Below are 21189 nucleotides of genomic sequence, written 5' to 3' on the forward strand. Positions count from 1 at the left end.
TCGTGAAGTCCCGCTTTGTAAAGCGGACTCTTTTCGGTTTCTCTGTCAAATTCCAAAGCCAATTGAGGAATCAATTGGGAAACCGTAGACGATTCCCGCACCTCTCTATAGTTGCGTAAGTAGCGATCGCGTTCAATCATCAAAGAAAGGCATTCCTATGACTATTTTGGATATCGGTAGCACCCCGCCGGACTTCACCTTGCCGCGTGATGGTGGCGGTACAATCACCTTGTCGGGCCTGCGCGGAAAGCCTGTCGTTCTCTATTTCTATCCGAAAGACGACACGAGCGGCTGCACCCAGGAAGCGATCGAATTCTCCGGTCTCAGACCGCAGTTTGAAAAGCTTGGTGCGAAGGTCATCGGAATGTCGCCAGACCCCGTCAAAAAACACGACAAGTTCAAGACCAAACATGATTTGAAGGTCGATCTCGTTGCAGACGAAGACAAGGCTATCATCGAAGCCTACGGTCTTTGGGTCGAGAAGAGCATGTATGGCCGGAAATATATGGGCGTAGAGCGGACCACGTACCTCATCGATTCGGCTGGCAAGATCGCCAAAATCTGGAACAAGGTGAAAGTTCCGGGACATGCAGCCGAAGTGCTCGAAGCAACCAAGGCACTTGGTACCTGATTTGCCCGCTTTGGTTGCAATTTGATTGAAATACAGTGCAGTTGTCAGGATTTGTTAACCCTAACGGAGTGTAATCGCTGTATAAATTGAAGCTGCAAATCAACGGGCGTAGCCGCAATGAAGAAGCCTCAAAATACCAGCATCTTCGGCAGCACCAAAGAGCCTCACACGATTATTATCGCGCGGGGCGAAACCATCCGTCATTTCACCATCAAGCCGTGGATGGCATTTCTGGGTGGCACGCTCGCCCTTGGCTTCGCTGGCAGCTATCTTCTCGCGACATCCTATCTGGTCTTCCGCGATGATCTCATAACCGGCAGCGTCGCCCGTCAGGCACGCTTGCAACAGGCTTACGAAGACCGGATTGCCGCGCTGCGCATTCAACTCGATCGGATCACAAGCCGGCAATTGCTCGACCAGAAATTGATGGACGGCAAAGTCAGTGAGCTCATTCAACGGCAAAGGGCACTGAGCGAGCGGCATGACAAGCTTGCGCCCGTGCTGCAGCGCGCCGAAAAAGCCGGGGCCGTAGTGCCAGGAGAGGCCGACAATACTCTTTCGATGGATGGCAGCGGTCAGGACGTGGTGAATTCCGACGATGCAGAAGGCTTTTACGGCATCGATCCGATTATTACGGGACCAACGACTTCAACACGCAAGCCCGTGCCGCGCGATGACAAGGCCAAAACCAGCGTGGACAAGGCCGAGCTTCTGCTCAAATCCGTTGATCATTCCTTGACCGGGATAGAATCCCGGCAGACTCAGCAAATGCAGAAGCTCTCCAACAATGCCTATGAGAGCGCCGACAGGATTATGGAAGCCTTGGGAGCGGCCGGCGTCAAACAGGTCTCTGACGATGAAACTGCGGGTACCGGTGGGCCATTGCTGCTGGCAAGCACAAATCCGACATCCGGTTTCGACACAAAATTTGCCGATCTCGATGAGGCAGTACAGCGGCTCGAGAGTGCCAAGAGCCTTGCGAAATCCATTCCTATCGCCAATCCGGTCCCCGGAATGCCGGTTTCGAGCCCGTTCGGTTCACGCGCGGACCCGCTTCTTGGAATGATCGCGTTTCATTCCGGTATGGATTTTCGCGCCATATCGGGAAGCTCGGTGCATGTCACCGCCAACGGAACGGTGACCGCCGCCGATTATACTGGCGGCTATGGCAATATGGTTGAGGTCGACCACGGCAACGGACTTACAACGCGTTATGGCCATCTGAGTCTGATTCTCGTAAGCGTTGGCCAGCGCGTGAAACTTGGCGATACGATCGGCAAAGTCGGCAGCACCGGCCGCTCAACCGGTCCTCATCTGCATTATGAAGTTCGCAGAAACGGCAGCGCGGTTAATCCTGTCGGGTATCTGGCGATCGGCCGAAAGCTGGCAGCCGAACTTTAGCGCCAGCCTGAATCAAGCTATGTCTTCGACTTCGACATCCGATCCGTGCACGCGGTGGGCCAGAGCGGCCTCCATGAACATATCGACGTCGCCGTCGAGCACATCCTGCGGGCTTGTGCTTTCAACGCCGGTGCGCAGATCCTTCACCAGCTGATAGGGTTGCAAAACGTAGGAACGGATCTGGTGTCCCCAGCCGATATCGGTCTTGGAGGCTGAAATCGCATCCGCGGCCTGTTCACGCTTTTCCAGTTCCGCCTCATAAAGACGAGCGCGCAACATCGACCAGGCCGTCGCGCGGTTCTTGTGCTGCGAACGCTCTGCCTGACACTGCACGACAATACCCGTGGCGATATGCGTGATACGAACCGCCGAGTCGGTCGTGTTGACGTGCTGACCACCTGCACCGGATGCGCGATACGTATCGATGCGTACATCTGCTTCCGTTACAGCGATATCGATATTGTCATCGACGACCGGGTAGACCCAGATGCTCGAAAACGACGTGTGCCTGCGTGCATTGGAATCGTAGGGTGAAATACGGACGAGCCGGTGTACGCCGGATTCCGTCTTCAAGAGGCCGTAAGCATTGTGCCCTTTGACCAGGATGGTGGCAGATTTGATGCCAGCTTCTTCGCCGTTGTGGACTTCGAGCAATTCGACTTTCATGCCCTTGCGCTCGGCCCAGCGTGTATACATGCGCAAGAGCATGTTCGCCCAGTCCTGGCTTTCCGTACCTCCTGCGCCCGAATGTACTTCGAGATACGTGTCGTTTGCGTCGGCTTCGCCAGAGAGCAACGTATCGATTTGGCGACGGTCGACTTCCTGCTTGATCGCACGGATATTCTCTTCCGCCTCCGTCACGATCGACTTGTCGTCCTCCTCCTCGCCCATGGCGATGAGTTCGACATTGTCATCGAGAGACTGCGTCAGCGTACGAATCGAATTGATGCCGTCTTCCAGCTGCTGGCGTTCACGCATCAGCTTTTGTGCTTCCTGCGCGTCGTTCCAGAGTGTTGGGTCTTCGGCAAGCTGATTCAGATAGCCCAGGCGTTTGATTGACGTATCCCAGTCAAAGATGCCTCCTCAGCAGGCTTATGGCCTGCTTGATCTCATCGACTAAGGTCTCGATTTCGGCGCGCATCGGCAATCCGTTCCTTCTCTATGCTCAAATTTCGGCGGACCATATTGACTGGTCCGCGCGATGTAAAGTCTTGAGGTTTTCAGCGAATGCTTGGCAGCAAAGCGGTTAAAACAGGCCGCCGCCTCCGCCCTGTATCGCCCGGTTGACGTTCGGAGACTGCACGCCGACAGGCGAGCCCTCGGAGAACGTATCCATGCCGATGACGGAATAGCTGTCGGCAGGTCCTGTACCCGGCTTGAAGGCTTCCATGATCACATTTGGACCACCAGGCGATGCTCGCATGCCTGTCTTGCGATCGATCGGGAGGACAGCCATGCCTTCCGGTACGCGGAAATCAACGGAGCGCTGCCCCTGGAGCGCAGCTTCGGCAAAGTCCTTGAACACTGGTGCCGCAAGACCGCTACCGGTAAAACCGTGCCCCATGGGCGAAGGATTGTCATACCCAAGGTAGACACCGAAGACCAGATCCGGCGTGAACCCGATGAACCAGGCGTCTTTTTCATCGTTGGTGGTTCCGGTCTTGCCGGCAATCGGACGATTAAGGCTTTTCAGGATCGTCGCAGTCCCACGCTGAACCACGCCTTCCATCATGGAGGTGATCTGATAAGCGGTCATCGGGTCGAGCACCTGATCGCGATCGTCGATCAGCTCGGGTTCCGGCTGGTTTTTCCACTCGTCCGCCGAACAATTATCGCACTTGCGCTCGTCATGCTTGAAAATCGTCTTGCCGTAGCGGTCCTGTATCCGGTCGATCATCGACGGCGTTATCTTGCGACCACCGTTTGCAATGATCGAGTAACCCGTGACCATACGCAGAACCGTCGTTTCGCCGGAGCCAAGCGCCATAGCGAGAACCGGGAGCATCTTGTCGTAAATGCCGAACCGTTCAGCATATTCGGCCACAAGTTTCATGCCCATGTCCTGCGCCAGTCGCACAGTCATCAGGTTGCGCGACTGCTCGATACCGTAGCGCAATGTCGATGGCCCTGCGAATTTACCGCCGTAGTTCTTCGGCGCCCAGATTCCAAGACTACCGCCCTGATCGACGGAGATGGGCCCATCGAGCACAACGGACGCCGGTGTGTAACCATTGTCGAGCGCGGCCGAGTAGACGAAAGGTTTGAAAGACGAGCCCGGCTGACGCATCGCCTGCGTCGCCCGGTTGAATTCGGATTCAGCAAAGGAGAAGCCGCCGACCATCGCCAGCACGCGCCCCGTATGTGGGTCCATCGCCACCGCGCCACCTTCGATCTTCGGCACCTGATGCAGGTCGAATTCGGTATCGCTGCCGTCCTTCTTCTGAACGAAGATCACATCACCGACGTTGAAAACGCTCTCCAGAGACTTGGCAGTGGTGCGCTTTTCATCATTGAGCAAGCGGAAAGCCCATTTGACATCGGCCGCTGCGATGGTGCCCCTCTTGCGTTCAGTGACAAGCTTGTCCGATGCGTCGCGCTCCGGCTGGAGCCCTATGGTGGCCTGCTCCGGTGTCACCTCAAGAACGACGGCCAACTGCCAGTCGGGGACATCGGAAAACGCTTTTATCTCGGAAAGAGGAATGCCCCAGTCGCCGTTTGTCGAAATGGTCTTATAGGCGCCGCGATAACCTCGCGCTTCATCGTATTTGAACAGGCCGTGCTGCAGCGCTGCGCGTGCCTGCACCTGCATTTTCGGATCAAGCGTGGTGCGAACCGACAAGCCGCCCTCGTAAAGCGCATTTTCGCCATAGCGGGCGATGATCTGACGCCGCACTTCTTCCGTGAAGTATTCGGAAGCAAAGAGATAATTGCCGGTGTGGCGCGGCGTGACGCCAAGCGGTTCCGCCTTGGCTACTTTTGCTTCCTCGGCGGTCACATAGCCATTTTCAGCCATGCGGTCGATCACCCAGTTACGGCGTTCGACAGCCCGATCCGGCTGCCGGAACGGGTGATAATTCGATGGTCCCTTGGGCAGCGCTGCGAGGTAAGCGGCTTCGGCTACGGTCAGTTCATTGACTGATTTGTTGTAGTAAGTCAACGCAGCGCCGGCGATACCGTAGGAGTTCAAGCCGAAGAAAATTTCGTTCAGGTAGAGTTCGAGAATACGATCCTTGGAATAGGCCTGCTCGATGCGAAAAGAAAGAATCGCCTCCTTGACCTTGCGCCCGATGGTCTGGTCGTTGCTCAGGAGGAAGTTCTTTGCCACCTGCTGCGTAATCGTCGATGCCCCGACCGGCCGGCGTGAGCCCCAATTCTGCACATTGGTGATGACTGCACGGGTAAGACCAGCAATATCCACACCGGGATGCTGATAGAAATTCTTGTCTTCGGCCGAGATAAATGCCGCCTTGACGCGATCGGGAACTGCCTGAATCGGCAAATAGAGCCGGCGCTGGCGCGCGAATTCTGCCATCAACGAACCGTCGGACGAGTGAATACGTGTCATGACCGGCGGCTCATATTTCGCCAGCACTTCGTAGTCGGGCAAGTCTTTCGACATGTTGACAACGTAGAGCGCGACGGCACCCGCTCCCAGAAGCGCCATGACAGTGCCGATTCCGAAAAAATATCCGATCAAGCGTATCATTTGTATCCGGAACCCATTTCACCTGTTGGCATGTGCGTTACCAATGCATGAGCAGATCATGCAGATTGCATCGTGGAAGACACCAACCCCGAAAGTCTTCCCGGTCGGGCAATCGAATAGTGCAATGCCGGTAACTCGTTGACGCAATTGAGCGACAAATGTGACAAAGGCAAGGACAACCCGCGCGTGTTCACAATATAAATACCAATTGTGGGGTTTGGGCAACGCACGGAAGAGTAATTTTCTTTACAATCTTAAGGCAATGAGCGGTCGCAAGGGCCTCCACTGCCCCTCTCTTCGCTGAACAGTACGTATTGCCTAACTGGTCGTGATTCCGACTTTGCGCTGAATTTCTTCGGTGGTTTCCTTCACGAAGAAGGTTAACCCCGCCGTGGTTGTCACAATGTGCGTCCCTGTTCCATACGGGTTGAAAGAGACGACATGAGCGAAGTTAAGTGTAATGTGATCGCCATTGACATCAGTCAGATTGATCCACATGGCCGTACCTCCCTGCTTGCAACGACCGTTAGGTCGTAAACCAAGGAAGCAGGATTCCCTCGTCGAGGCAATGACTTACCAGAGATTTCTCCCGTCCAGCGTTTCCACCGGTAACGAACCTATATCGAAATTGTCGAAGAGGCTATGCCAGTCGTCGTTCATTTCCGTTTCAACGATAACATCATCGGACATGGCAGTGGTATGCGTAGCAAGCTCGCAAAGACGGACCGCGGACGCGCCCTCAAAGCCATACCCCTGTGCCGTCAGGGATTGGTCGAGATCGTCGGCGATCTGCGGCACACGAAAAATTGGCGTGCGTCCCAAGGACCGATACAGCGTCTCGGCCAATTCAATAACGCCTTTAGGCTTTTCCCGATGGCCACGCAGTGGATTGACCGAGTTGGTTCGGCGGATAGTTCCACCGGAAAAGCGCATTATCCATCCGCGATAGATCAGCTCGCGTGACGACGGCCACGCATTTCTGCATGCTTCCTCGACTCGCCAGTTCAGATCATCGTCCATGATAGCATTCCTATACGGCCTGCCCTGAAACCCAGCCAGATGACCACGCCCATTGGAAATTATAGCCGCCGAGCCAACCGGTTACATCGACAACTTCACCGATGAAATAAAGACCTTTTGTGGATCTGGTTTCCATCGTTTTCTGGTCAAGCATATCCGTATCGACGCCGCCGAGCGTCACCTCCGCTGTACGGTAGCCTTCGGACCCTGCTGGTCTGACTTGCCATTCATTGACCGATTTTTCCACGGCGAGAAGCTGTTTGTCAGAAAGGTCGGCCAGATGCATTTCTATACCGCTGTTTTCCGCGATCAGCTGTGCGAGGCGTTTTGGCAATAGTTCACTGAGCGCCGTCTGCAGCGCTTGCCGGCCGTTGCGGGTGCGTGCGGCGCGTAGTGCCTCGAAGACCTTGACGCCCGGAAGCATGGCAACAGAAATCGCATCGCCTTCCCGCCAATAGGATGAAATCTGCAAGATAGACGGACCGCTTAGACCGCGATGGGTGAAGAGCATGGCCTCACTGAACCTGATTTTGCCGTGACTGACGACTGCGTCGACCGAAATGCCGGACAGGGGTTTGAGCGGCGCCAAGGTATTTTCGTCGAAGGTCAGTGGCACCAGCGCCGGCCGTGTCTCGGTGAGCGAAAGCCCAAATTGTCGGGCAATATCGTAACCGAAACCAGTCGCGCCCATTTTCGGTATGGATTTTCCGCCGCAAGCAACGACAAGCGACGAACACCGTACGCGTTCGCCCGACAGATCGAGTTCAAATGCATCGCCTGATTTCGCGATGGAATCGACGGTTGTGCGCAAACGGAGCTCAACCCCTGCCCGTTTCATTTCCGCGACCAGCATATCGATGATCTGCCTGGCTGAGCCATCGCAAAAAAGTTGGCCGAGCGTCTTTTCATGCCAGGCAATGCCATGGCGATCAACGAGACCGATAAAGTCGCGCTGGGTGTAGCGGCGCAGGGCCGAAATGCAAAAATGCGGATTCTTGCTGATAAAGTTCGGGGGTGCCGCATTGAGATTGGTGAAATTGCAGCGGCCACCGCCCGATATGCGGATCTTTTCACCGGGCGCGGCGGCATGGTCGACAACAAGCACCGAGCGGCCCCGCTTACCTGCCTCAATGGCGCACATCATGCCTGCGGCGCCAGCACCTATGATGAGGACGTCCACCTGTTTCATGGCGATGGCAAAAGCTCGCCCGTCCGTCCCGTCAGCCGGTAGGCGACCAGTCCGATCCACTCCCTGAGCGCTATCGACACGTTCTGCAGTGAATCCTGCGGATTATCATGCGTAACGCCTATGCCCTCGTCACCCGAGGTCCGGTAATCGGATGGCCAAGGCACGACATCGAACCCGACCGTGCGAAAGATCCCCACGGAGCGCGGCATATGGAATGCCGACGTTATCAGCACCCAGGTCTCGCCGGGTTTCGGCTTCACCATTTCCTTCGTGAAAACCGCATTTTCATAGGTGTTGCGCGACTGGCTTTCCATGATGAGCCGATCCGGGGAGACGCCGAGCGCCGTCAGCAAACGGGGTGCCGTCACACCATCGCCCTCGCCCTTGAGCAACAAATTGCCCGATCCACCAGTCACGACGACCTTGACCTGCGGATGGCGCGCTGCAAGAACAGCCGCCTCGACAAACCGGTCACCGCTGGAGTTCATTTCATAACCGCCGCGGACCAGATTCACACCGCCCTCGAGGCCGCCACCGAGCACGATGATCCCGTCGATCTTCTCCGGCAACGAGGCCGGGCGTTGAAAACGGTCCTCAAGCGGATGCATCATCAGCGCACCCACCGACGTCCACGCACCAAGGCCGAGTATCAGAAACGCACCCGCCGCTGTCACCAGAGCGAAACGCCGCCGAGCCAGCAGCAGCAGAAAAAACGTCAGACCGATCAGCAATATGGAGAAATTCAGCGGCTCGGCGAAGAACCAGAGGATTTTTGACAGATTGAAGAACATTCTATCTCAGCTCCGCCAGCATTTTTACCTTGTCCATCTCACGCTCGAGGCTCGTTGACCACTCCGGCCCCTGTTCGATGACAGTGAAGCCTTCGCGCTCGTAGAGACGGATGGCCTTCACATTGCGTGCATGGGTACTGATCCGCGCACGCAAATACCCCGCATCACGAATATTGGCCATCAAGGTTCGGAGAATTGCCGAACCTATCCCTTGGCCCTGAACGACGGGGTCGACCCACAGATCGGAGATATAGTCGTTGTCCTCTTCCCGGGCGCCCCAGCCAAGCACGACCTTGTCCATTTCACCGACCAGAACGTTCCCGTAGGATGTTTCTGCGAAGGCGCGGAATGCCTTTTCGACGTGCATTCGCATGCCGGGCAATTCGGGTTCGAACGAAAAAACGTTTGACGCCCAGGCGCGGGCGCCGACCGCAGCGATGGCTGCAATGTCGGCTTCTATTGCACGCCTGACTACCACCATTTCGGAGCGTGGAACTTGCCTGCTGCCTGTTCGATGACATAGGCGGTCTGGAAAAGCGTTTCCTCGTCGAACGGCCGCCCGATCAGCTGCAGGCCAAGCGGCAGTCCGCGCGCATCGAGGCCAGCGGGGACAGCGATCCCCGGCAGACCAGCCATGTTCACGGTGACGGTGAAGATGTCATTGAGATACATTTTGACCGGGTCTGCCGCCATATCCTGGTCGGCAATGCCGAATGCGGCGGAAGGCGTGGCTGGCGTCAGGATTGCATCGACACCCGCGTGGAAGACGTCCTCGAAGTCTTTCTTGATCAGGTTCCGCACCTTCTGCGCCTGGAGGTAGTAGGCGTCGTAATAACCAGCCGAAAGCACATATGTGCCGATCATGATGCGGCGCTTGACCTCTTCGCCGAAGCCGGTGGCGCGGGTCCTTTCGTACATGTCGACGATGTCCTTGCCAGGGACGCGCAGGCCGTAGCGTACGCCATCATAGCGGGCAAGGTTCGATGAAGCCTCGGCAGGCGCCACGATATAATAGGCAGGCAGCGCATATTTCGTATGCGGCAGCGAGATATCGACGATCGAAGCGCCGGCGTCTTTCAGCCATGCAATGCCCTGCTGCCAGAGCTTTTCGATTTCTTCCGGCATACCATCGACGCGGTACTCCTTGGGAACACCGATCTTGAGGCCGGCAAGCGGCTTGCCGATGGCCGACTCGTAGTCCGGCACGGCTATATCGACCGAGGTTGTGTCCTTGGCGTCGACCGAAGCCATGGATTTGAGCAGGATCGCCGCATCACGCACGTCGCGGGCGATCGGCCCGGCCTGATCCAGCGATGATGCGAAGGCAACGACACCCCAGCGCGAGCAGCGGCCGTAGGTCGGCTTGATGCCGACAGTGCCAGTGAATGCAGCCGGCTGGCGGATCGAGCCACCAGTATCGGTGGCCGTCGCACCGGCGCAAAGCCGTGCGGCGACCGCTGCGGCTGAGCCGCCAGAGGAACCGCCGGGTACCAGGTCGGCGTTGGAGCCCTTGGCGCGCCACGGGTTCTTTACCGGACCATAGTATGAGGTTTCGTTCGACGATCCCATGGCAAACTCATCCATGTTGAGCTTGCCGAGCATGACCGCGCCATCCGCCCAGAGATTGGCGGTGACGGTCGACTCATAATGCGGCTTGAACCCGTCGAGGATATGCGATGCAGCCTGGGTGTGGATGCCTTCGGTACCGAACAGGTCCTTGATGCCAAGCGGAATGCCCTCGAGCTCTCCGGCATTGCCCGAAGCAAGACGCGCATCCGAAGCTTTCGCCATCTCCAGCGCCTTTTCCGGCGTGGTGACGATATAGGCGTTCAGCGCCTCGTTAGCGTTCTCGATCGCCTGGATATAAGCGCCAGTCAGCTCCGTAGCGGTGATCGCCTTGGCGTTCAGCTGCTCGCGCGCCTCGGCAATGGTGAGAGCGGTCAGATCGGTCATAGTCTTTTCTGGTCCTTATTGAGCTGGCGCGAGGGTCAGCCACTTTTCGTAAAATGCACTGTGTTCGGAGTCCGGATAGTCGAGCAGGACGCCGCAACGCGTGAACCCGGATCGCTCATATAGCCGGTAAGCGTCCGCAAATCCCTCGCCAGCGCCCGTCTCGAGAACAAGCCGTGTGACACCCTTTGCTTTGGCGAGTGTGGTTATGGCCTCGAGCAAGGCCGACCCGACGCGCTGACCTCGCACCGTCGGCCGGGTGAACATGCGCTTCACCTCGCCAACATGGTTTCCATGGTCTTTCAAAGCGCCGCAACCGACTGCCGCACCATTCCCGTCGCGCGCCACGAAAACCGTCGTATCTGCACCCGCCATCTGCTCCACAGACATCTTGAACTGGAACTCGATGGGCGACAGCGGCAATAGATGGTCATTAAGGTCGCTAACCAGCGCCCTGACGTCATCCTGCAGCGGCGTTTCAATGGCAACGGAAATAGCCATCGCTCCGCCTATTCCACGACTTTCGGCACCACGAAGAAATTCTCTTCATGGATCGGTGCATTGGCGACAATATCAGCCGCCTTTTCGCCATCGTCGACAACATCCGGGCGCTTCTTCATCGCCATGGGGGTGACGGACGTCATTGGCTCTACACCATCAACGTTCACTTCGTTCAGCTGTTCGACAAAGCCGAGGATGGTGTTGAGCTGCCCTGTCATACGGGCCGCATCGTCTTCGGTCACGGCAATACGGGCAAGATGCGCAACACGTTTGACGGTGGAAATATCGACAGACATTCGGGATTCCTGAAAATTCGGATCTTTGATTACGCAGCTATAGTGTCCGTTGCGGCCAAGCGCAACGGACAAGACGATTTGAAAATGGTGCTATTGCGGGGCTGGCGGGGCAGGATCCGAATTGTCCTCCTCGTCGTCAGGCACGATCACATTGTCATCCTGCGTTGGGTCGTCGGGCATCGTCGTCGTGTCGTCGTCGGGCGCCGTGACACCCGCACCGTCTGTTGCCGGATCGACGACGGGATCCGGGCCCTTCACCGGATTCCCGTTGACGCTCACCGATCCGTCGGATTTCTGGTCGACGATCCATTGTATGTGTCCGTTTGGCAGCAGCGTGCCGAAATCCTTGGCGAGTTTGGCGAACACGATGTAATTCTTGATCTCAGGCTCCTGTTCGGAGGCCGTCGTCAACCGAGAAACAACCGCATCGAAATTGCTCATCTCCCAGATGGTGTGGCTCTCCGGTTTCAGAGCTGTGAACGAGACCTCGCCTTCAACCGAAAGCTCGGTATCAGTTGTTCGGACAAAGCTCCTGTTAATCACCATCTTCGGCGGTTTGGCCATGAATGCGGCAGCCGTGTTTGCTTCAAATTCGCCGGAAAACGGCTTTGCACGGTTCAAATCCATGTCGGCGACTGCTGCCCGGACAACCGTGTCGAGATCAAGACCTTCCGTACCAAACACGAATTCCACATCAGTCGGCAAAAACGGCACGCTCCACGCAGGTATCGGCAACGCAGGATATCTGAGACCGTTGGTCCGCAGCGCATAGTGATAGCCGCCGCTCTTGCTGATGCCATCGAAGTCGATTTGCTGAGACATGGTCTTGGCGGCAAATGGTCCAATAGGAGTCTCGACGTTGAGATCGGAAAACTGGTACGCGCCCGAAAGCTTGTCCCAAAATGGCAGAGCGGCGAGGAACTTTGCCTTCAGATCGGCCTGCTCCTGATCCTTCAGCGTTGTCTCGTCTACATGCGCGATGAAAAATTTCCAGAGCTCCAGAAACTCCAGATTGCGAAGGCCCTTGCCTTCCGCATTGGCGCCGATCTGGCCGCCGCTCAGAACGATCTTCATCGGCTGCGCGGCAGTCGCGACATCTCCTGACGGCGGCGATTTGACAGTCACAGTCTCCAGAAAGTTTGTCGCGGAATGGTTGCTGCTGAAATTAACACCGCCGGATGGCGCAGCCATGCCAAGCACTTCACCCTTGGCCGAATTGACACTCGCTTCGACGTCCTGGGTAGGACTTGTCGTGTTCATTTTCACGGCGCCATAGGAAAACGACGCATTCGAGAAAGCGCCGATTTTGGGATCGAACGTTCCGTTGATATTCGCATTGTCAACGGACCACTGAACCGCCTCTCGCCCCTCCGGGGTTGTTACCTCGACTGAGCCACCGGGAATCGCAGTCGATGAGACATTCCAGGACCCGTCGGCAACTGGCTTTATCAGCAGGCTGTATTCACCGAAATCGCCCTTGAAATAATCCTGCTTGGGAAGTGTTTCGATCAACTTCGCTGTGCTGAAGGTAATGCGGTAGCTGTCTCCATCGGGGACAACCGAGACGATATTCTTCTCGATCGCTTTCTTTCCAAGATAGTTGGACAGGAGTTCGGTAAGCGCTTTTGCGCCGGAGACATCGACAGCCTGTGCATGCACCGGCGTCGTGGCAACCAGCAAACACGAGATCAGAAACAGTTTACGCACTTGCGCTCCAAGGATTGTGAATTGACGAACGTGCTGTAGCACTACGCGTCAAACCGTAAAATGCTCATTCGCGGTCGCAACGATAACTTCGCTTGTACCGCCTTCCATACCGGCGACGAATTTATCCGCCGTCTGATCGATGATCGGAAATGACCCGTAATGGCAAGGTATGACTTTGTTGAATTTGAAATAGCGCCGGCTCGCGAGCGCAGCAACTGCACCACCCATGGTGAAGCGGTCACCGATTGGAACGATACCGATTTCCGGCTGATGCAATTCATTAATCAGCGCCATATCGGAGAAGATGTCCGTATCGCCCATGTGATAAAGTGTCGGTTCATCGTCGAAATGCAACACAACGCCGTTGGCGGAGCCCAACGAATGGGAAACGCCGTCCTCGGTCATTTGTGCGGAAGAATGCAACGCGTTGACATAGGTTACCGTGAAACCGTCATAGGTAACCGTGCCGCCTGTATTGGTCGGATCAACGCGATTGACACCGCGCGAGCCGAGCCACGTTACCAGATCGGCATTACCGGTCACCAGCGCGCCTGTCTCCTTCGACAGATCAATCGTGTCGCCCACATGATCGCCGTGGCCGTGGGTCAGGATGATGTGTTTGACGCCCCTCGCGGCTTCCTTCACGTCCACGCCATTGGCGCTCGGGTTCCCGGTCAGGAACGGGTCGATAAGAATGGTATTTTTTGCTGTTTCAATCCGAAAGGCCGAATGGCCAAGCCAAGTAATCTTCATATCCATATTCCTTCAACTGCAAGTGAACCCTCGCCATAGGCTTCTATTGCCGGTATGTGACAATAAAGCGATCCATGAAAGTGCGGAACCTATCAAATTGACGGTACTGACAATTGAACAGCTCGAAGAGCACGTCGCGGATGGCAAGACGGTAGCCGGCCTTGACCTCGGTACAAAAACGATCGGCATCGCCATTTCCGATCGCGGATTCTCCTTCGCCAATCCCCGTCCCGTGCTGAGGCGCAGCAAATTCACCCATGACGCACAGGATCTGTTGAAGGCTTTGAGTGCTGACAATGTCGGCGCAATCGTCATCGGACTGCCGGTGAATATGGACGGCAGCGAAGGTCCGCGGGTGCAAGCCACCCGCGCTTTTGTCCGGAATATGGAAAAGCTGACCGAGCTTCCATTCGTTTATTGGGACGAGCGCCTGTCGACCGTTGCGGCGGAGCGCGCCTTGATCGGAATGGATGTTTCGAGACAGAAGCGCGCCGAGCGGATCGATTCAGCGGCAGCCGCCTTCATCCTGCAAGGCGCTTTGGACCGTCTGCAAACTCTGCGTCAGGAAGCCGATGTGGACGGCAATTCCTCGACATAGGTTGCTGCGGTTGCTGCACGTGCAGCACGCCAGGCCTGCACCCAGGCAATGATCTGGCGACGGCGGCGGAACGCTATCAGACACAGAACGAGGCCGGTATCGACGATGCAGGCACGTGCAACCAGTGGTGGAATCGTTTCGGGCGGAATGCCCAGGATGTTTCCGTAGATAGTGAAAACCTGATCGTGCATCTCGCGGCTGAAGAAAAACATGCCCATGCTCAGGTCATAAAGCGAGAGAAAATACCAACCCCACAGGAAGCCCAGAGGCCCAGCCCAAAAAATCAGGAAGCTGCGCATTCAGTTTCTCCTCGATCGAGCTGGTCTAATCATTTCGTCTTAACCCTGCGTTTTTGCAGTGCATTTTCAGGTTGTAGTGATATCGTTTAAGAAACTCACCGCAACGTAAACCTTTTGTTAAGGTTAATTTATAAAAATTTAATTCAAATTGAAGGCATTAGCGAGCCCCCTTCCGCGTCGCCGATGCGATTTTTTGGGTAGTCAGCAGATTTTTTGACAATGGAGGGCAGCACACGCAGCGCGTGCACTTATTTCGCTGCGATTGTCTCGGCGACGAAGTCGATAAAAGCGCGAACCTTCGCCGCCGGCAGATGACGCGAGGGATATAAAGCGTGCAGAGGAAACGTTTCGCCCTGCCAATCAGGAAAGAGTTCGATAAGAACTCCCTCGTCGAGCAAATCCTCAACACCTGTCGATTTAACGCGAGCAATGCCGACCCCGCCGAGGCAGGCACCCAACATTGTTCCAAATTCGGTGACCACCAATCGGCCCGCCGTTTTGACAGACACAATTTTTCCCGCTCGCCGGTAGTCCCAATTCCCGAGCGCTTCGCCGGTCAGAGAATCTCTGACTTGGATGCATTCATGACTCGCGAGTTCCAACGGATGAATCGGTCGTCCGAATTTTGCCAGATATGCTGGCGAAGCCAGGGTGATCGTGCGCGTTTCCAGCAGCTTGCGGACGATGAGAGAGGATGCAGGCGGCTGGCCAAAGCGCACAGCGATATCGAAACCCTCGCCGACGAGATCGCCGAGATGTTCGCGAGTAATCAGTTCCAGCGAAATTTCCGGATAGCGATCGAGAAAGCGCCCGATATGGGAAGCTAGCATCATCCTTGAAAAGAACGCATCCACGTTGACTCGCAGGCGGCCCCGCACAACAGCCGAAGATCCCGCAGTATGGGTGAAGGCGTCCTCAATACCCGACAGAAGAGGGCCAATCTCGGTATAAAGCCGGCGTCCCTCGTCAGTCAGGGTGACAGATCGCGTCGTCCGATCGAGCAACCGGACGCCAACGCTCCGTTCAAGCCGCGCCACGGCTCTGCTAACGCCCGATGGAGATAAGCCCAATGCGTCGGCTGCGCGGGCAAAGCTGCCAGCTTCAACGATTGCCGCCAACACACCAACATTGGCCACCAAGCGTCCGTCGAAAGCCATCTCACTGCCTGTCATATTATTCATGATCCAACGTCATGAATGATATGACATAATCGCACTTTCAGCAAGAACAATAGAGCCCTTATAAATCTGGCAGCAGATACTCGTCGGGAAACATTTGTCTCGATGTATCTCGAAACCCAGCAATGTCAGGAGATCTCGATGTACGCCATTACAGGAATAACGGGCCAGGTCGGCGGTGCGGTGGCGCGCACGCTTTTGGAGGCAGGCCAACCAGTCAGGGCTGTCGTGCGGAATTCTGAAAAAGGTCAATCGTGGTCGGCTAAGGGCTGCGAAGTTGCTGTCGCGGAAATGGAAGATCCGATTGCGCTCGCCGCTGCCTTCAAAGACGCTCGCGGCGTGTTCATATTGCCGCCTTCGGAATTCGATCCGGCACCCGGCTTTCCCGAGGCACGTGCCGTCATCGATGCAGTCTACAAGACGATCAAGCTAGCCCGTCCGGGAAAGGTAGTCGTTCTTTCGACCGTGGGCGCACAGGCAACGCAGCCGAATCTGCTGACACAAAGAACGCTCATGGAGCAAAAGCTCGGTACACTGGAAATTCCCGTGACCTTCCTTCGGCCGGGGTGGTTCATGGAAAACTTCGCTTGGGACATCCCGTCTGCGCGCGACAACGGCGTCATTTCGACATTTCTGCAGCCTGTCGACAAGACATTTCCCATGGTCGCTACGGCGGATGTCGGTCGCGTGGCAGCTGAACTTCTGCAGCAGGAATGGCAGGGACGGCGGGTCGTCGAGCTCGAAGCTGAACATCGTATCAGCCCAAGCGAAGCCGCAGCCACATTCTCCAAGATTTTCGACCGGCAGGTTCGGGTCGAAGCTGTCCCACGCGAGACATGGGCCAGTCTGTTCAAATCACAGGGAATGAAGGACCCTGTGCCACGTATTCAAATGCTCGAAGGCTTCAACGAGAGCTGGATCGACTTCGAAGGCGGAGAGCAAAACTCGCTGAAAGGCAAGGTTACCCTGGAAACCGTACTCAAGGGGTTGATCGAAGCCGCATAATTCAGCCCGCCGCCGGATAAAGAGAGCTGATAATATCCTTGGCGTTGTGGCGCGCATCGAGCATGCCGTAGGTTGTGCGCCACTGTCCGCCCAGACGGGTTTCGATGAAGGCGTCGGCGATATCTTCGGACTGCAGATGCCGCAGCTCCGCACCAGCGGCCGCGAGCGCCAGTTGCTCGGTCAATATGCGCGCTGCACCTTCATCGTTCTCGGCGACGCGCATTGCTGCGCGCAGGACTTCAACCGTCCCCTGCCCGCCACGCCCGAGTTGCGCGCCGATCCAGTTAAGCACTTCGTCGAAAAGCTGCGGACCGCGTTTCAGCACACGCAGCACGTCGAGTGCCATGACGTTGCCGGATCCTTCCCAGATCGCGTTGACCGGAGCCTCGCGGTAATAGCGCGCAAGATTGCCTTCCTCGATATAGCCATTGCCGCCGAGACACTCCATCGCCTCGTAGAGCATCGCAGGCGCAATCTTCGCCACCCAGTATTTGACAACCGGCGTCATCACACGCGCAAACGCAGCTTCGCCGCGGTCTTTTGCAGCATTGTCGAACGCTCGCGCCAAGCGAAGCGACAATGCTGTCGCGCCGGCCACGTCCAGTGCCATATCTGCCAGAACCCGCAGCATCAATGGCTTGTCGATCAGTGGCCCTTCGAAGACGATGCGATGCCGCGCATGGTGTACGGCCTCGGCCAAGCCCGCGCGCATCAAGCCGGCCGAAGCAATCGCGCAGTCGAGGCGGGTCAGCGTCACCATATCGATGATCGTCTTGATGCCGTCGCCGGGGTTCCCGACCATCTGGCCAAGCGCATTGTCGAATTCGACTTCCGAGGAGGCATTGGAGCGATTGCCCAGTTTGTCTTTCAAACGTTGAAAGCGAAAGCCGTTCGAAGAGCCGTCTGGAAGAATCCGCGGCACGAGAAAACAAGATAGCCCCTCACGCGCCTGCGCCAGCACCAGAAACGCATCCGACATCGGCGCTGACATGAACCATTTGTGGCCGGTGATACGATAGAACCCGCTTCCGGCCGGTTCCGCCTTTGTGGTGTTGGTGTGGACGTCGGTACCGCCCTGCTTCTCGGTCATCCCCATGCCGAGGGTGAGACCCGTCTTCTTCGCCGGCGATTTATTGCTGGAATCATATTTGCGCGGCAGGATCAGCGGTGACCACTCGCGATAGAGATTAGGCGCGGCCATCAATGCCGCCAGCGAGGCACTCGTCATGGTCAGGGGGCACAGATGCCCGCACTCCAGCTGCGACGTCAGGTAAAAACGCGCCGCGCGCGACTGATGACGCGATCCGGCTTCCGGCTTGCCGTCCTCCCATATAGATGAGTGCAGGCCTTGGCTCACCGACCGGCGCATCAATGCATGGTATGCCGGATGATAGTCGACGACGTCGATACGATGCCCCTGACGGTCATGCGTCCTGAGCTTCGGCACCTCGATATTGGCAAGCCTCGCCAGATCTTGTGCGTCGCCGGAGAGTACGAATTTGCCGTTCTGTTCCAGCTCCGTGCGCACGGATTGCGGCAATCGCTTGGTGATCTGCATCATCAGTGGATCGCCGAGATAGGCGTTGAGGCCGGTCATCGGTGGCGTCTGGTTGAGAACGTCGTGGGTTTTCAAGAAACTGTCCTGATTCAAATTTCAATGGTCGCGCAAAGTTTCTGCTGTGCGATTGACTGCGCGTCGAACTCTTTATGGGATGAAGACTCTGACAAGCGGTTAACTCGCTTAATATATGGACTCCCGCCCTTTAGTCGATATTCATCATTGCAAATCCTTTTCGCACTTTCAGCTTTTCCGATCAAATTATTGGGGAACGAAGCATGTTAGCGCGCAGACCGCTTGCGACAGCAGGGCATCGAGCCTATAGGGGGGACTTGATATGACATCAAAAGAGCCCCCTCTCCTGTTTCCCCATCGCCACTTGCTTGGCATCAAGGGCCTTTCGCCTCAAGACATCGTCCAGCTGCTTGATCTTGCCGAGAGCGAGATCGCGGTTTCACGCCAGTCCGAGAAGAAAAAGGCGACCTTGCGCGGCCGCACGCAGATCAATCTGTTCTTTGAGGCGTCGACCCGCACCCAATCATCCTTCGAACTTGCCGGAAAGAGGCTGGGCGCGGACGTCATGAACATGGCGGTCGGAAATTCCTCGGTCAAGAAGGGCGAAACGCTGATCGATACGGCGATGACGCTCAATGCCATGCGCCCCGATATCCTGATCATCCGCCATGGCTCGGCCGGAGCCGCAGCGCTTCTCGCGCAAAAGGTCGGCTGTTCGGTGGTGAATGCTGGCGACGGCGCACATGAACATCCGACGCAGGCGCTGCTCGACGCGCTGACGATCCGCCGCGCCAAGGGCAAGATCGCGCGGCTGACCGTTGCCATCTGCGGTGACGTTTTGCACTCTCGCGTGGCGCGGTCGAACATGATCCTTCTCAACGCCTTAGGCGCACGCGTTCGCGTTGTCGCCCCCTCGACCCTCCTTCCCGCGGGCATTGCGCATATGGGCGCGGAAGTCTTCCACACCATGGAAGAAGGGCTGAAAGAAGCCGACGTGGTGATGATGCTGCGGCTACAGCGCGAGCGCATGACAGGCTCATTCGTACCATCGGTGCGCGAATATTTCCGCTATCACGGCCTCGATCGCGAAAAGCTGAAATACGCCAAGCCCGATGCGCTGGTCATGCATCCCGGTCCGATGAACCGCGGCGTCGAAATCGCATCGGATGTAGCCGATGGCTCGCAGAGCGTCATCCAGGAACAGGTCGAGATGGGTGTTGCCGTGCGCATGGCGGTGATGGAAGCGCTGCTCGATCCCCGCCGGAATGCTGAAGGAGTGGCCGGATGAGCGCCGCCGTCCTGCAAAATGCCCGTATCGTCGATCCCTCGCGCGGGCTCGACGAAACCGGCACGATCATCATCGAGAATGACAGGATCGTCGCCAGCGGCGCCAATGCCCGCAATCAGGGCACACCTGAAGGTGCGACAATCATCGACTGCAAGGGCAAGGCGGTGCTTCCGGGTCTGGTCGATGCGCGCGTCTTCATTGGTGAACCCGGCGCGGAACATCGCGAAACCATCGCGTCTGCCAGCCATGCCGCGGCAGCGGGTGGTGTTACATCGGTTATCATGATGCCGGACACCGATCCGGTCATCGATAATGTCGCGCTGGTCGAGTTCATCAAGCGAACGGCCCGCGATACGGCGATCGTCAATGTTTATCCGGCGGCCGCGGTCACCAAGGGCTTGCACGGCGAGGAAATGACCGAAATCGGCCTGCTTCGTGAGGCTGGTGCCGTGGCGATTACTGAAGGCCGCAACTCAATCGCCAACACGCAACTGATGCGCCGCGCCCTCACCTATGCCCGTGATTTCGGTGTGGTCCTCGCGCACGAAGCACAGGACCCGCACCTCGGTAGCAACGGCGTCATGAATGAAGGGCTCTATGCAAGCTGGCTGGGGCTTTCCGGCACGCCGCGCGAGGCCGAAGTGATCCCGCTGGAGCGAGACATGCGTCTGGCAGCGCTGACGCAGGGCGCCTACCACGCTGCGCAGATTTCGACTGCCATGTCGGCGGACGTGATATCACGTGCCAAGCAGAATGGCCTGAATGTTACCTCGGCAGTTTCGATCAACCATCTCTCCCTGAACGAAAACGATATCGGCGAATTCCGTACGTTCTTTCGCTTGCAGCCGCCGTTGCGGCTCGAAGAAGACCGCCTCGCCATGGTCGAAGCGCTGCGCGACGGCACGATCGATATCATCGTATCCGCCCATGATCCCCAGGATGTCGATACCAAGCGACTGCCATTTGCCGATGCGGCAGCTGGCGCGATCGGCCTTGAAACGCTGCTTGGCGCGGCACTGAGATTGTACCACAACGGCGACGTCCCGCTGCTGCGCATCGTCGAAGCGATGTCCAGTGCCCCCGCCAGGATTTTCGACCTCGATGCAGGTTCGCTGCGCCCGGGTTCGAAGGCGGATATGACCATAGTCGATCTTGACGAACCGTGGGTAGTGAAGGAAGAAGATTTACGGTCGCGTTCCAAGAACTCGTGTTTCGAGGGCGCTCGTTTTCAAGGCCGGGTTGTACAGACATTTGTTGCAGGGAAGTCGGTCTTCACGATCTAATTCATCTAAGGGGACGATGC

Annotated in this window: 21 protein-coding genes; 6 read left to right on the top strand and 15 right to left on the bottom strand. The window is 56.9% G+C overall.

The features are described from left to right. Window positions 1-157: 157 nt before the first annotated feature. Window positions 158-631: a peroxiredoxin gene (locus FHS21_RS01025; RefSeq protein WP_112530939.1), complete on the top strand. Its 474-nt coding sequence runs from the start codon at window positions 158-160 to the stop codon at window positions 629-631. 117 nt (window positions 632-748) lie between these two features. Continuing rightward, window positions 749-2032: a M23 family metallopeptidase gene (locus FHS21_RS01030; RefSeq protein ID WP_112530938.1), complete on the top strand. Its 1284-nt coding sequence runs from the start codon at window positions 749-751 to the stop codon at window positions 2030-2032. Between the two features lie 12 nt (window positions 2033-2044). Here FHS21_RS01030 and prfB read toward each other — a convergent pair. The 12 genes from prfB to FHS21_RS01090 all read right to left on the bottom strand — a co-directional run bounded on the left by prfB (window position 2045) and on the right by FHS21_RS01090 (window position 13945). Further along, a protein-coding gene (gene prfB / locus FHS21_RS01035) for a peptide chain release factor 2 (RefSeq protein WP_112530937.1) occupies window positions 2045-3173 on the bottom strand; the annotation gives its coding sequence in 2 pieces (ribosomal slippage) (window positions 2045-3103 and window positions 3105-3173; 1128 coding nt in all). Between the two features lie 105 nt (window positions 3174-3278). Further along, the gene (locus FHS21_RS01040; protein WP_112530936.1) at window positions 3279-5738 is read right to left on the bottom strand and encodes a penicillin-binding protein 1A; all 2460 of its coding nucleotides are present in this window, start codon (window positions 5736-5738) and stop codon (window positions 3279-3281) included. Between the two features lie 318 nt (window positions 5739-6056). Beyond that, the gene (locus FHS21_RS01045) at window positions 6057-6236 is read right to left on the bottom strand and encodes a hypothetical protein (protein WP_112530935.1); all 180 of its coding nucleotides are present in this window, start codon (window positions 6234-6236) and stop codon (window positions 6057-6059) included. Window positions 6237-6311: 75 nt separating this feature from the next. Then, entirely contained in the window at window positions 6312-6758 is a 447-nt protein-coding gene (locus FHS21_RS01050) for a GNAT family N-acetyltransferase, cg3035/Rv0428c family (protein ID WP_183660787.1), read from the bottom strand. A gap of 10 nt (window positions 6759-6768) precedes the next feature. Next, window positions 6769-7947 (bottom strand): BaiN/RdsA family NAD(P)/FAD-dependent oxidoreductase, encoded by a 1179-nt coding sequence (locus FHS21_RS01055; protein WP_112530932.1) that lies wholly within the window; start codon window positions 7945-7947, stop codon window positions 6769-6771. Continuing rightward, the gene (locus tag FHS21_RS01060; protein ID WP_112530931.1) at window positions 7944-8738 is read right to left on the bottom strand and encodes a YdcF family protein; all 795 of its coding nucleotides are present in this window, start codon (window positions 8736-8738) and stop codon (window positions 7944-7946) included. The genes FHS21_RS01055 and FHS21_RS01060 overlap by 4 nt, the downstream gene beginning before the upstream one ends. Window position 8739: 1 nt before the next feature. Further along, the gene (locus FHS21_RS01065; protein WP_112530930.1) at window positions 8740-9219 is read right to left on the bottom strand and encodes a GNAT family N-acetyltransferase; all 480 of its coding nucleotides are present in this window, start codon (window positions 9217-9219) and stop codon (window positions 8740-8742) included. Beyond that, window positions 9210-10691 carry an Asp-tRNA(Asn)/Glu-tRNA(Gln) amidotransferase subunit GatA gene (gene gatA / locus FHS21_RS01070; protein ID WP_183660789.1) on the bottom strand — a complete coding sequence of 494 codons (1482 nt, stop codon included), beginning with the start codon at window positions 10689-10691 and terminating at the stop codon, window positions 9210-9212. The genes FHS21_RS01065 and gatA overlap by 10 nt, the downstream gene beginning before the upstream one ends. Before the next feature lie 15 nt (window positions 10692-10706). Beyond that, window positions 10707-11189 carry a GNAT family N-acetyltransferase gene (locus tag FHS21_RS01075; RefSeq protein ID WP_112530928.1) on the bottom strand — a complete coding sequence of 161 codons (483 nt, stop codon included), beginning with the start codon at window positions 11187-11189 and terminating at the stop codon, window positions 10707-10709. A gap of 8 nt (window positions 11190-11197) precedes the next feature. Continuing rightward, window positions 11198-11485: an Asp-tRNA(Asn)/Glu-tRNA(Gln) amidotransferase subunit GatC gene (gene gatC, locus FHS21_RS01080; RefSeq protein ID WP_112530927.1), complete on the bottom strand. Its 288-nt coding sequence runs from the start codon at window positions 11483-11485 to the stop codon at window positions 11198-11200. Between the two features lie 90 nt (window positions 11486-11575). Next, on the bottom strand, window positions 11576-13192 hold the full coding sequence (locus FHS21_RS01085) for a hypothetical protein (RefSeq protein ID WP_183660791.1): 1617 nt from the start codon (window positions 13190-13192) through the stop codon (window positions 11576-11578). 48 nt (window positions 13193-13240) lie between these two features. After that, a complete protein-coding gene (locus FHS21_RS01090; protein WP_112530925.1) occupies window positions 13241-13945 on the bottom strand; it encodes a metal-dependent hydrolase in 705 nt (234 codons plus the stop codon). Window positions 13946-14042: 97 nt separating this feature from the next. On the opposite strand from FHS21_RS01090, the gene ruvX reads away from it, so the two are divergent. Then, window positions 14043-14543, top strand: coding sequence for a Holliday junction resolvase RuvX (gene ruvX / locus FHS21_RS01095; protein WP_112530924.1), 501 nt, complete (start codon window positions 14043-14045; stop codon window positions 14541-14543). On the opposite strand, the gene FHS21_RS01100 is transcribed toward ruvX, so the two are convergent. Next, window positions 14507-14842, bottom strand: a complete 336-nt coding sequence (locus tag FHS21_RS01100; RefSeq protein ID WP_112530923.1) for a DUF6105 family protein — start codon at window positions 14840-14842, stop codon at window positions 14507-14509. The two genes, ruvX and FHS21_RS01100, sit on opposite strands and share 37 nt — an antisense overlap. Before the next feature lie 248 nt (window positions 14843-15090). Further along, on the bottom strand, window positions 15091-16023 hold the full coding sequence (locus tag FHS21_RS01105; protein WP_246410714.1) for a LysR family transcriptional regulator: 933 nt from the start codon (window positions 16021-16023) through the stop codon (window positions 15091-15093). A 138-nt stretch (window positions 16024-16161) separates the two neighbouring features. Here FHS21_RS01105 and FHS21_RS01110 point away from each other — a divergent pair, with 138 nt between their 5' ends. Beyond that, complete coding sequence (locus FHS21_RS01110; RefSeq protein WP_183660793.1) at window positions 16162-17025, top strand: NmrA family NAD(P)-binding protein; 864 nt, start codon at window positions 16162-16164, stop codon at window positions 17023-17025. Window position 17026: 1 nt separating this feature from the next. Here FHS21_RS01110 and FHS21_RS01115 read toward each other — a convergent pair whose 3' ends face one another. Further along, window positions 17027-18658 (bottom strand): acyl-CoA dehydrogenase family protein, encoded by a 1632-nt coding sequence (locus FHS21_RS01115; RefSeq protein ID WP_162701972.1) that lies wholly within the window; start codon window positions 18656-18658, stop codon window positions 17027-17029. A 262-nt stretch (window positions 18659-18920) separates the two neighbouring features. Between FHS21_RS01115 and FHS21_RS01120 the strand changes: the two genes are divergently transcribed. After that, a complete protein-coding gene (locus tag FHS21_RS01120; RefSeq protein ID WP_112530921.1) occupies window positions 18921-19886 on the top strand; it encodes an aspartate carbamoyltransferase catalytic subunit in 966 nt (321 codons plus the stop codon). Further along, window positions 19883-21169, top strand: coding sequence for a dihydroorotase (locus FHS21_RS01125; RefSeq protein WP_112530920.1), 1287 nt, complete (start codon window positions 19883-19885; stop codon window positions 21167-21169). Before FHS21_RS01120 ends, FHS21_RS01125 begins: the two co-directional genes overlap by 4 nt. Window positions 21170-21189: the final 20 nt, after the last annotated feature.

This window comes from Phyllobacterium trifolii (genome assembly GCF_014192095.1).
GTDB classification, from domain to species: Bacteria; Pseudomonadota; Alphaproteobacteria; order Rhizobiales; family Rhizobiaceae; genus Phyllobacterium; species Phyllobacterium trifolii.

What these genes read in the sequence shown, in the direction of transcription:
- FHS21_RS01125 (WP_112530920.1), top strand. Translation starts at nt 19,883, where the DNA reads ATGAGCGCCGCCGTCCTGCAAAATGCCCGTATCGTCGATCCCTCGCGC.
- FHS21_RS01030 (WP_112530938.1), top strand. Translation starts at nt 749, where the DNA reads ATGAAGAAGCCTCAAAATACCAGCATCTTCGGCAGCACCAAAGAGCCT.
- FHS21_RS01100 (WP_112530923.1), bottom strand. Translation starts at nt 14,842, where the DNA reads ATGCGCAGCTTCCTGATTTTTTGGGCTGGGCCTCTGGGCTTCCTGTGG.
- FHS21_RS01040 (WP_112530936.1), bottom strand. Translation starts at nt 5,738, where the DNA reads ATGATACGCTTGATCGGATATTTTTTCGGAATCGGCACTGTCATGGCG.
- FHS21_RS01025 (WP_112530939.1), top strand. Translation starts at nt 158, where the DNA reads ATGACTATTTTGGATATCGGTAGCACCCCGCCGGACTTCACCTTGCCG.
- FHS21_RS01110 (WP_183660793.1), top strand. Translation starts at nt 16,162, where the DNA reads ATGTACGCCATTACAGGAATAACGGGCCAGGTCGGCGGTGCGGTGGCG.
- gatC (WP_112530927.1), bottom strand. Translation starts at nt 11,485, where the DNA reads ATGTCTGTCGATATTTCCACCGTCAAACGTGTTGCGCATCTTGCCCGT.
- FHS21_RS01060 (WP_112530931.1), bottom strand. Translation starts at nt 8,738, where the DNA reads ATGTTCTTCAATCTGTCAAAAATCCTCTGGTTCTTCGCCGAGCCGCTG.
- gatA (WP_183660789.1), bottom strand. Translation starts at nt 10,691, where the DNA reads ATGACCGATCTGACCGCTCTCACCATTGCCGAGGCGCGCGAGCAGCTG.
- FHS21_RS01050 (WP_183660787.1), bottom strand. Translation starts at nt 6,758, where the DNA reads ATGGACGATGATCTGAACTGGCGAGTCGAGGAAGCATGCAGAAATGCG.
- FHS21_RS01090 (WP_112530925.1), bottom strand. Translation starts at nt 13,945, where the DNA reads ATGAAGATTACTTGGCTTGGCCATTCGGCCTTTCGGATTGAAACAGCA.
- FHS21_RS01120 (WP_112530921.1), top strand. Translation starts at nt 18,921, where the DNA reads ATGACATCAAAAGAGCCCCCTCTCCTGTTTCCCCATCGCCACTTGCTT.
- FHS21_RS01105 (WP_246410714.1), bottom strand. Translation starts at nt 16,023, where the DNA reads ATGAATAATATGACAGGCAGTGAGATGGCTTTCGACGGACGCTTGGTG.
- FHS21_RS01055 (WP_112530932.1), bottom strand. Translation starts at nt 7,947, where the DNA reads ATGAAACAGGTGGACGTCCTCATCATAGGTGCTGGCGCCGCAGGCATG.
- FHS21_RS01065 (WP_112530930.1), bottom strand. Translation starts at nt 9,219, where the DNA reads ATGGTGGTAGTCAGGCGTGCAATAGAAGCCGACATTGCAGCCATCGCT.
- FHS21_RS01075 (WP_112530928.1), bottom strand. Translation starts at nt 11,189, where the DNA reads ATGGCTATTTCCGTTGCCATTGAAACGCCGCTGCAGGATGACGTCAGG.
- FHS21_RS01045 (WP_112530935.1), bottom strand. Translation starts at nt 6,236, where the DNA reads ATGTGGATCAATCTGACTGATGTCAATGGCGATCACATTACACTTAAC.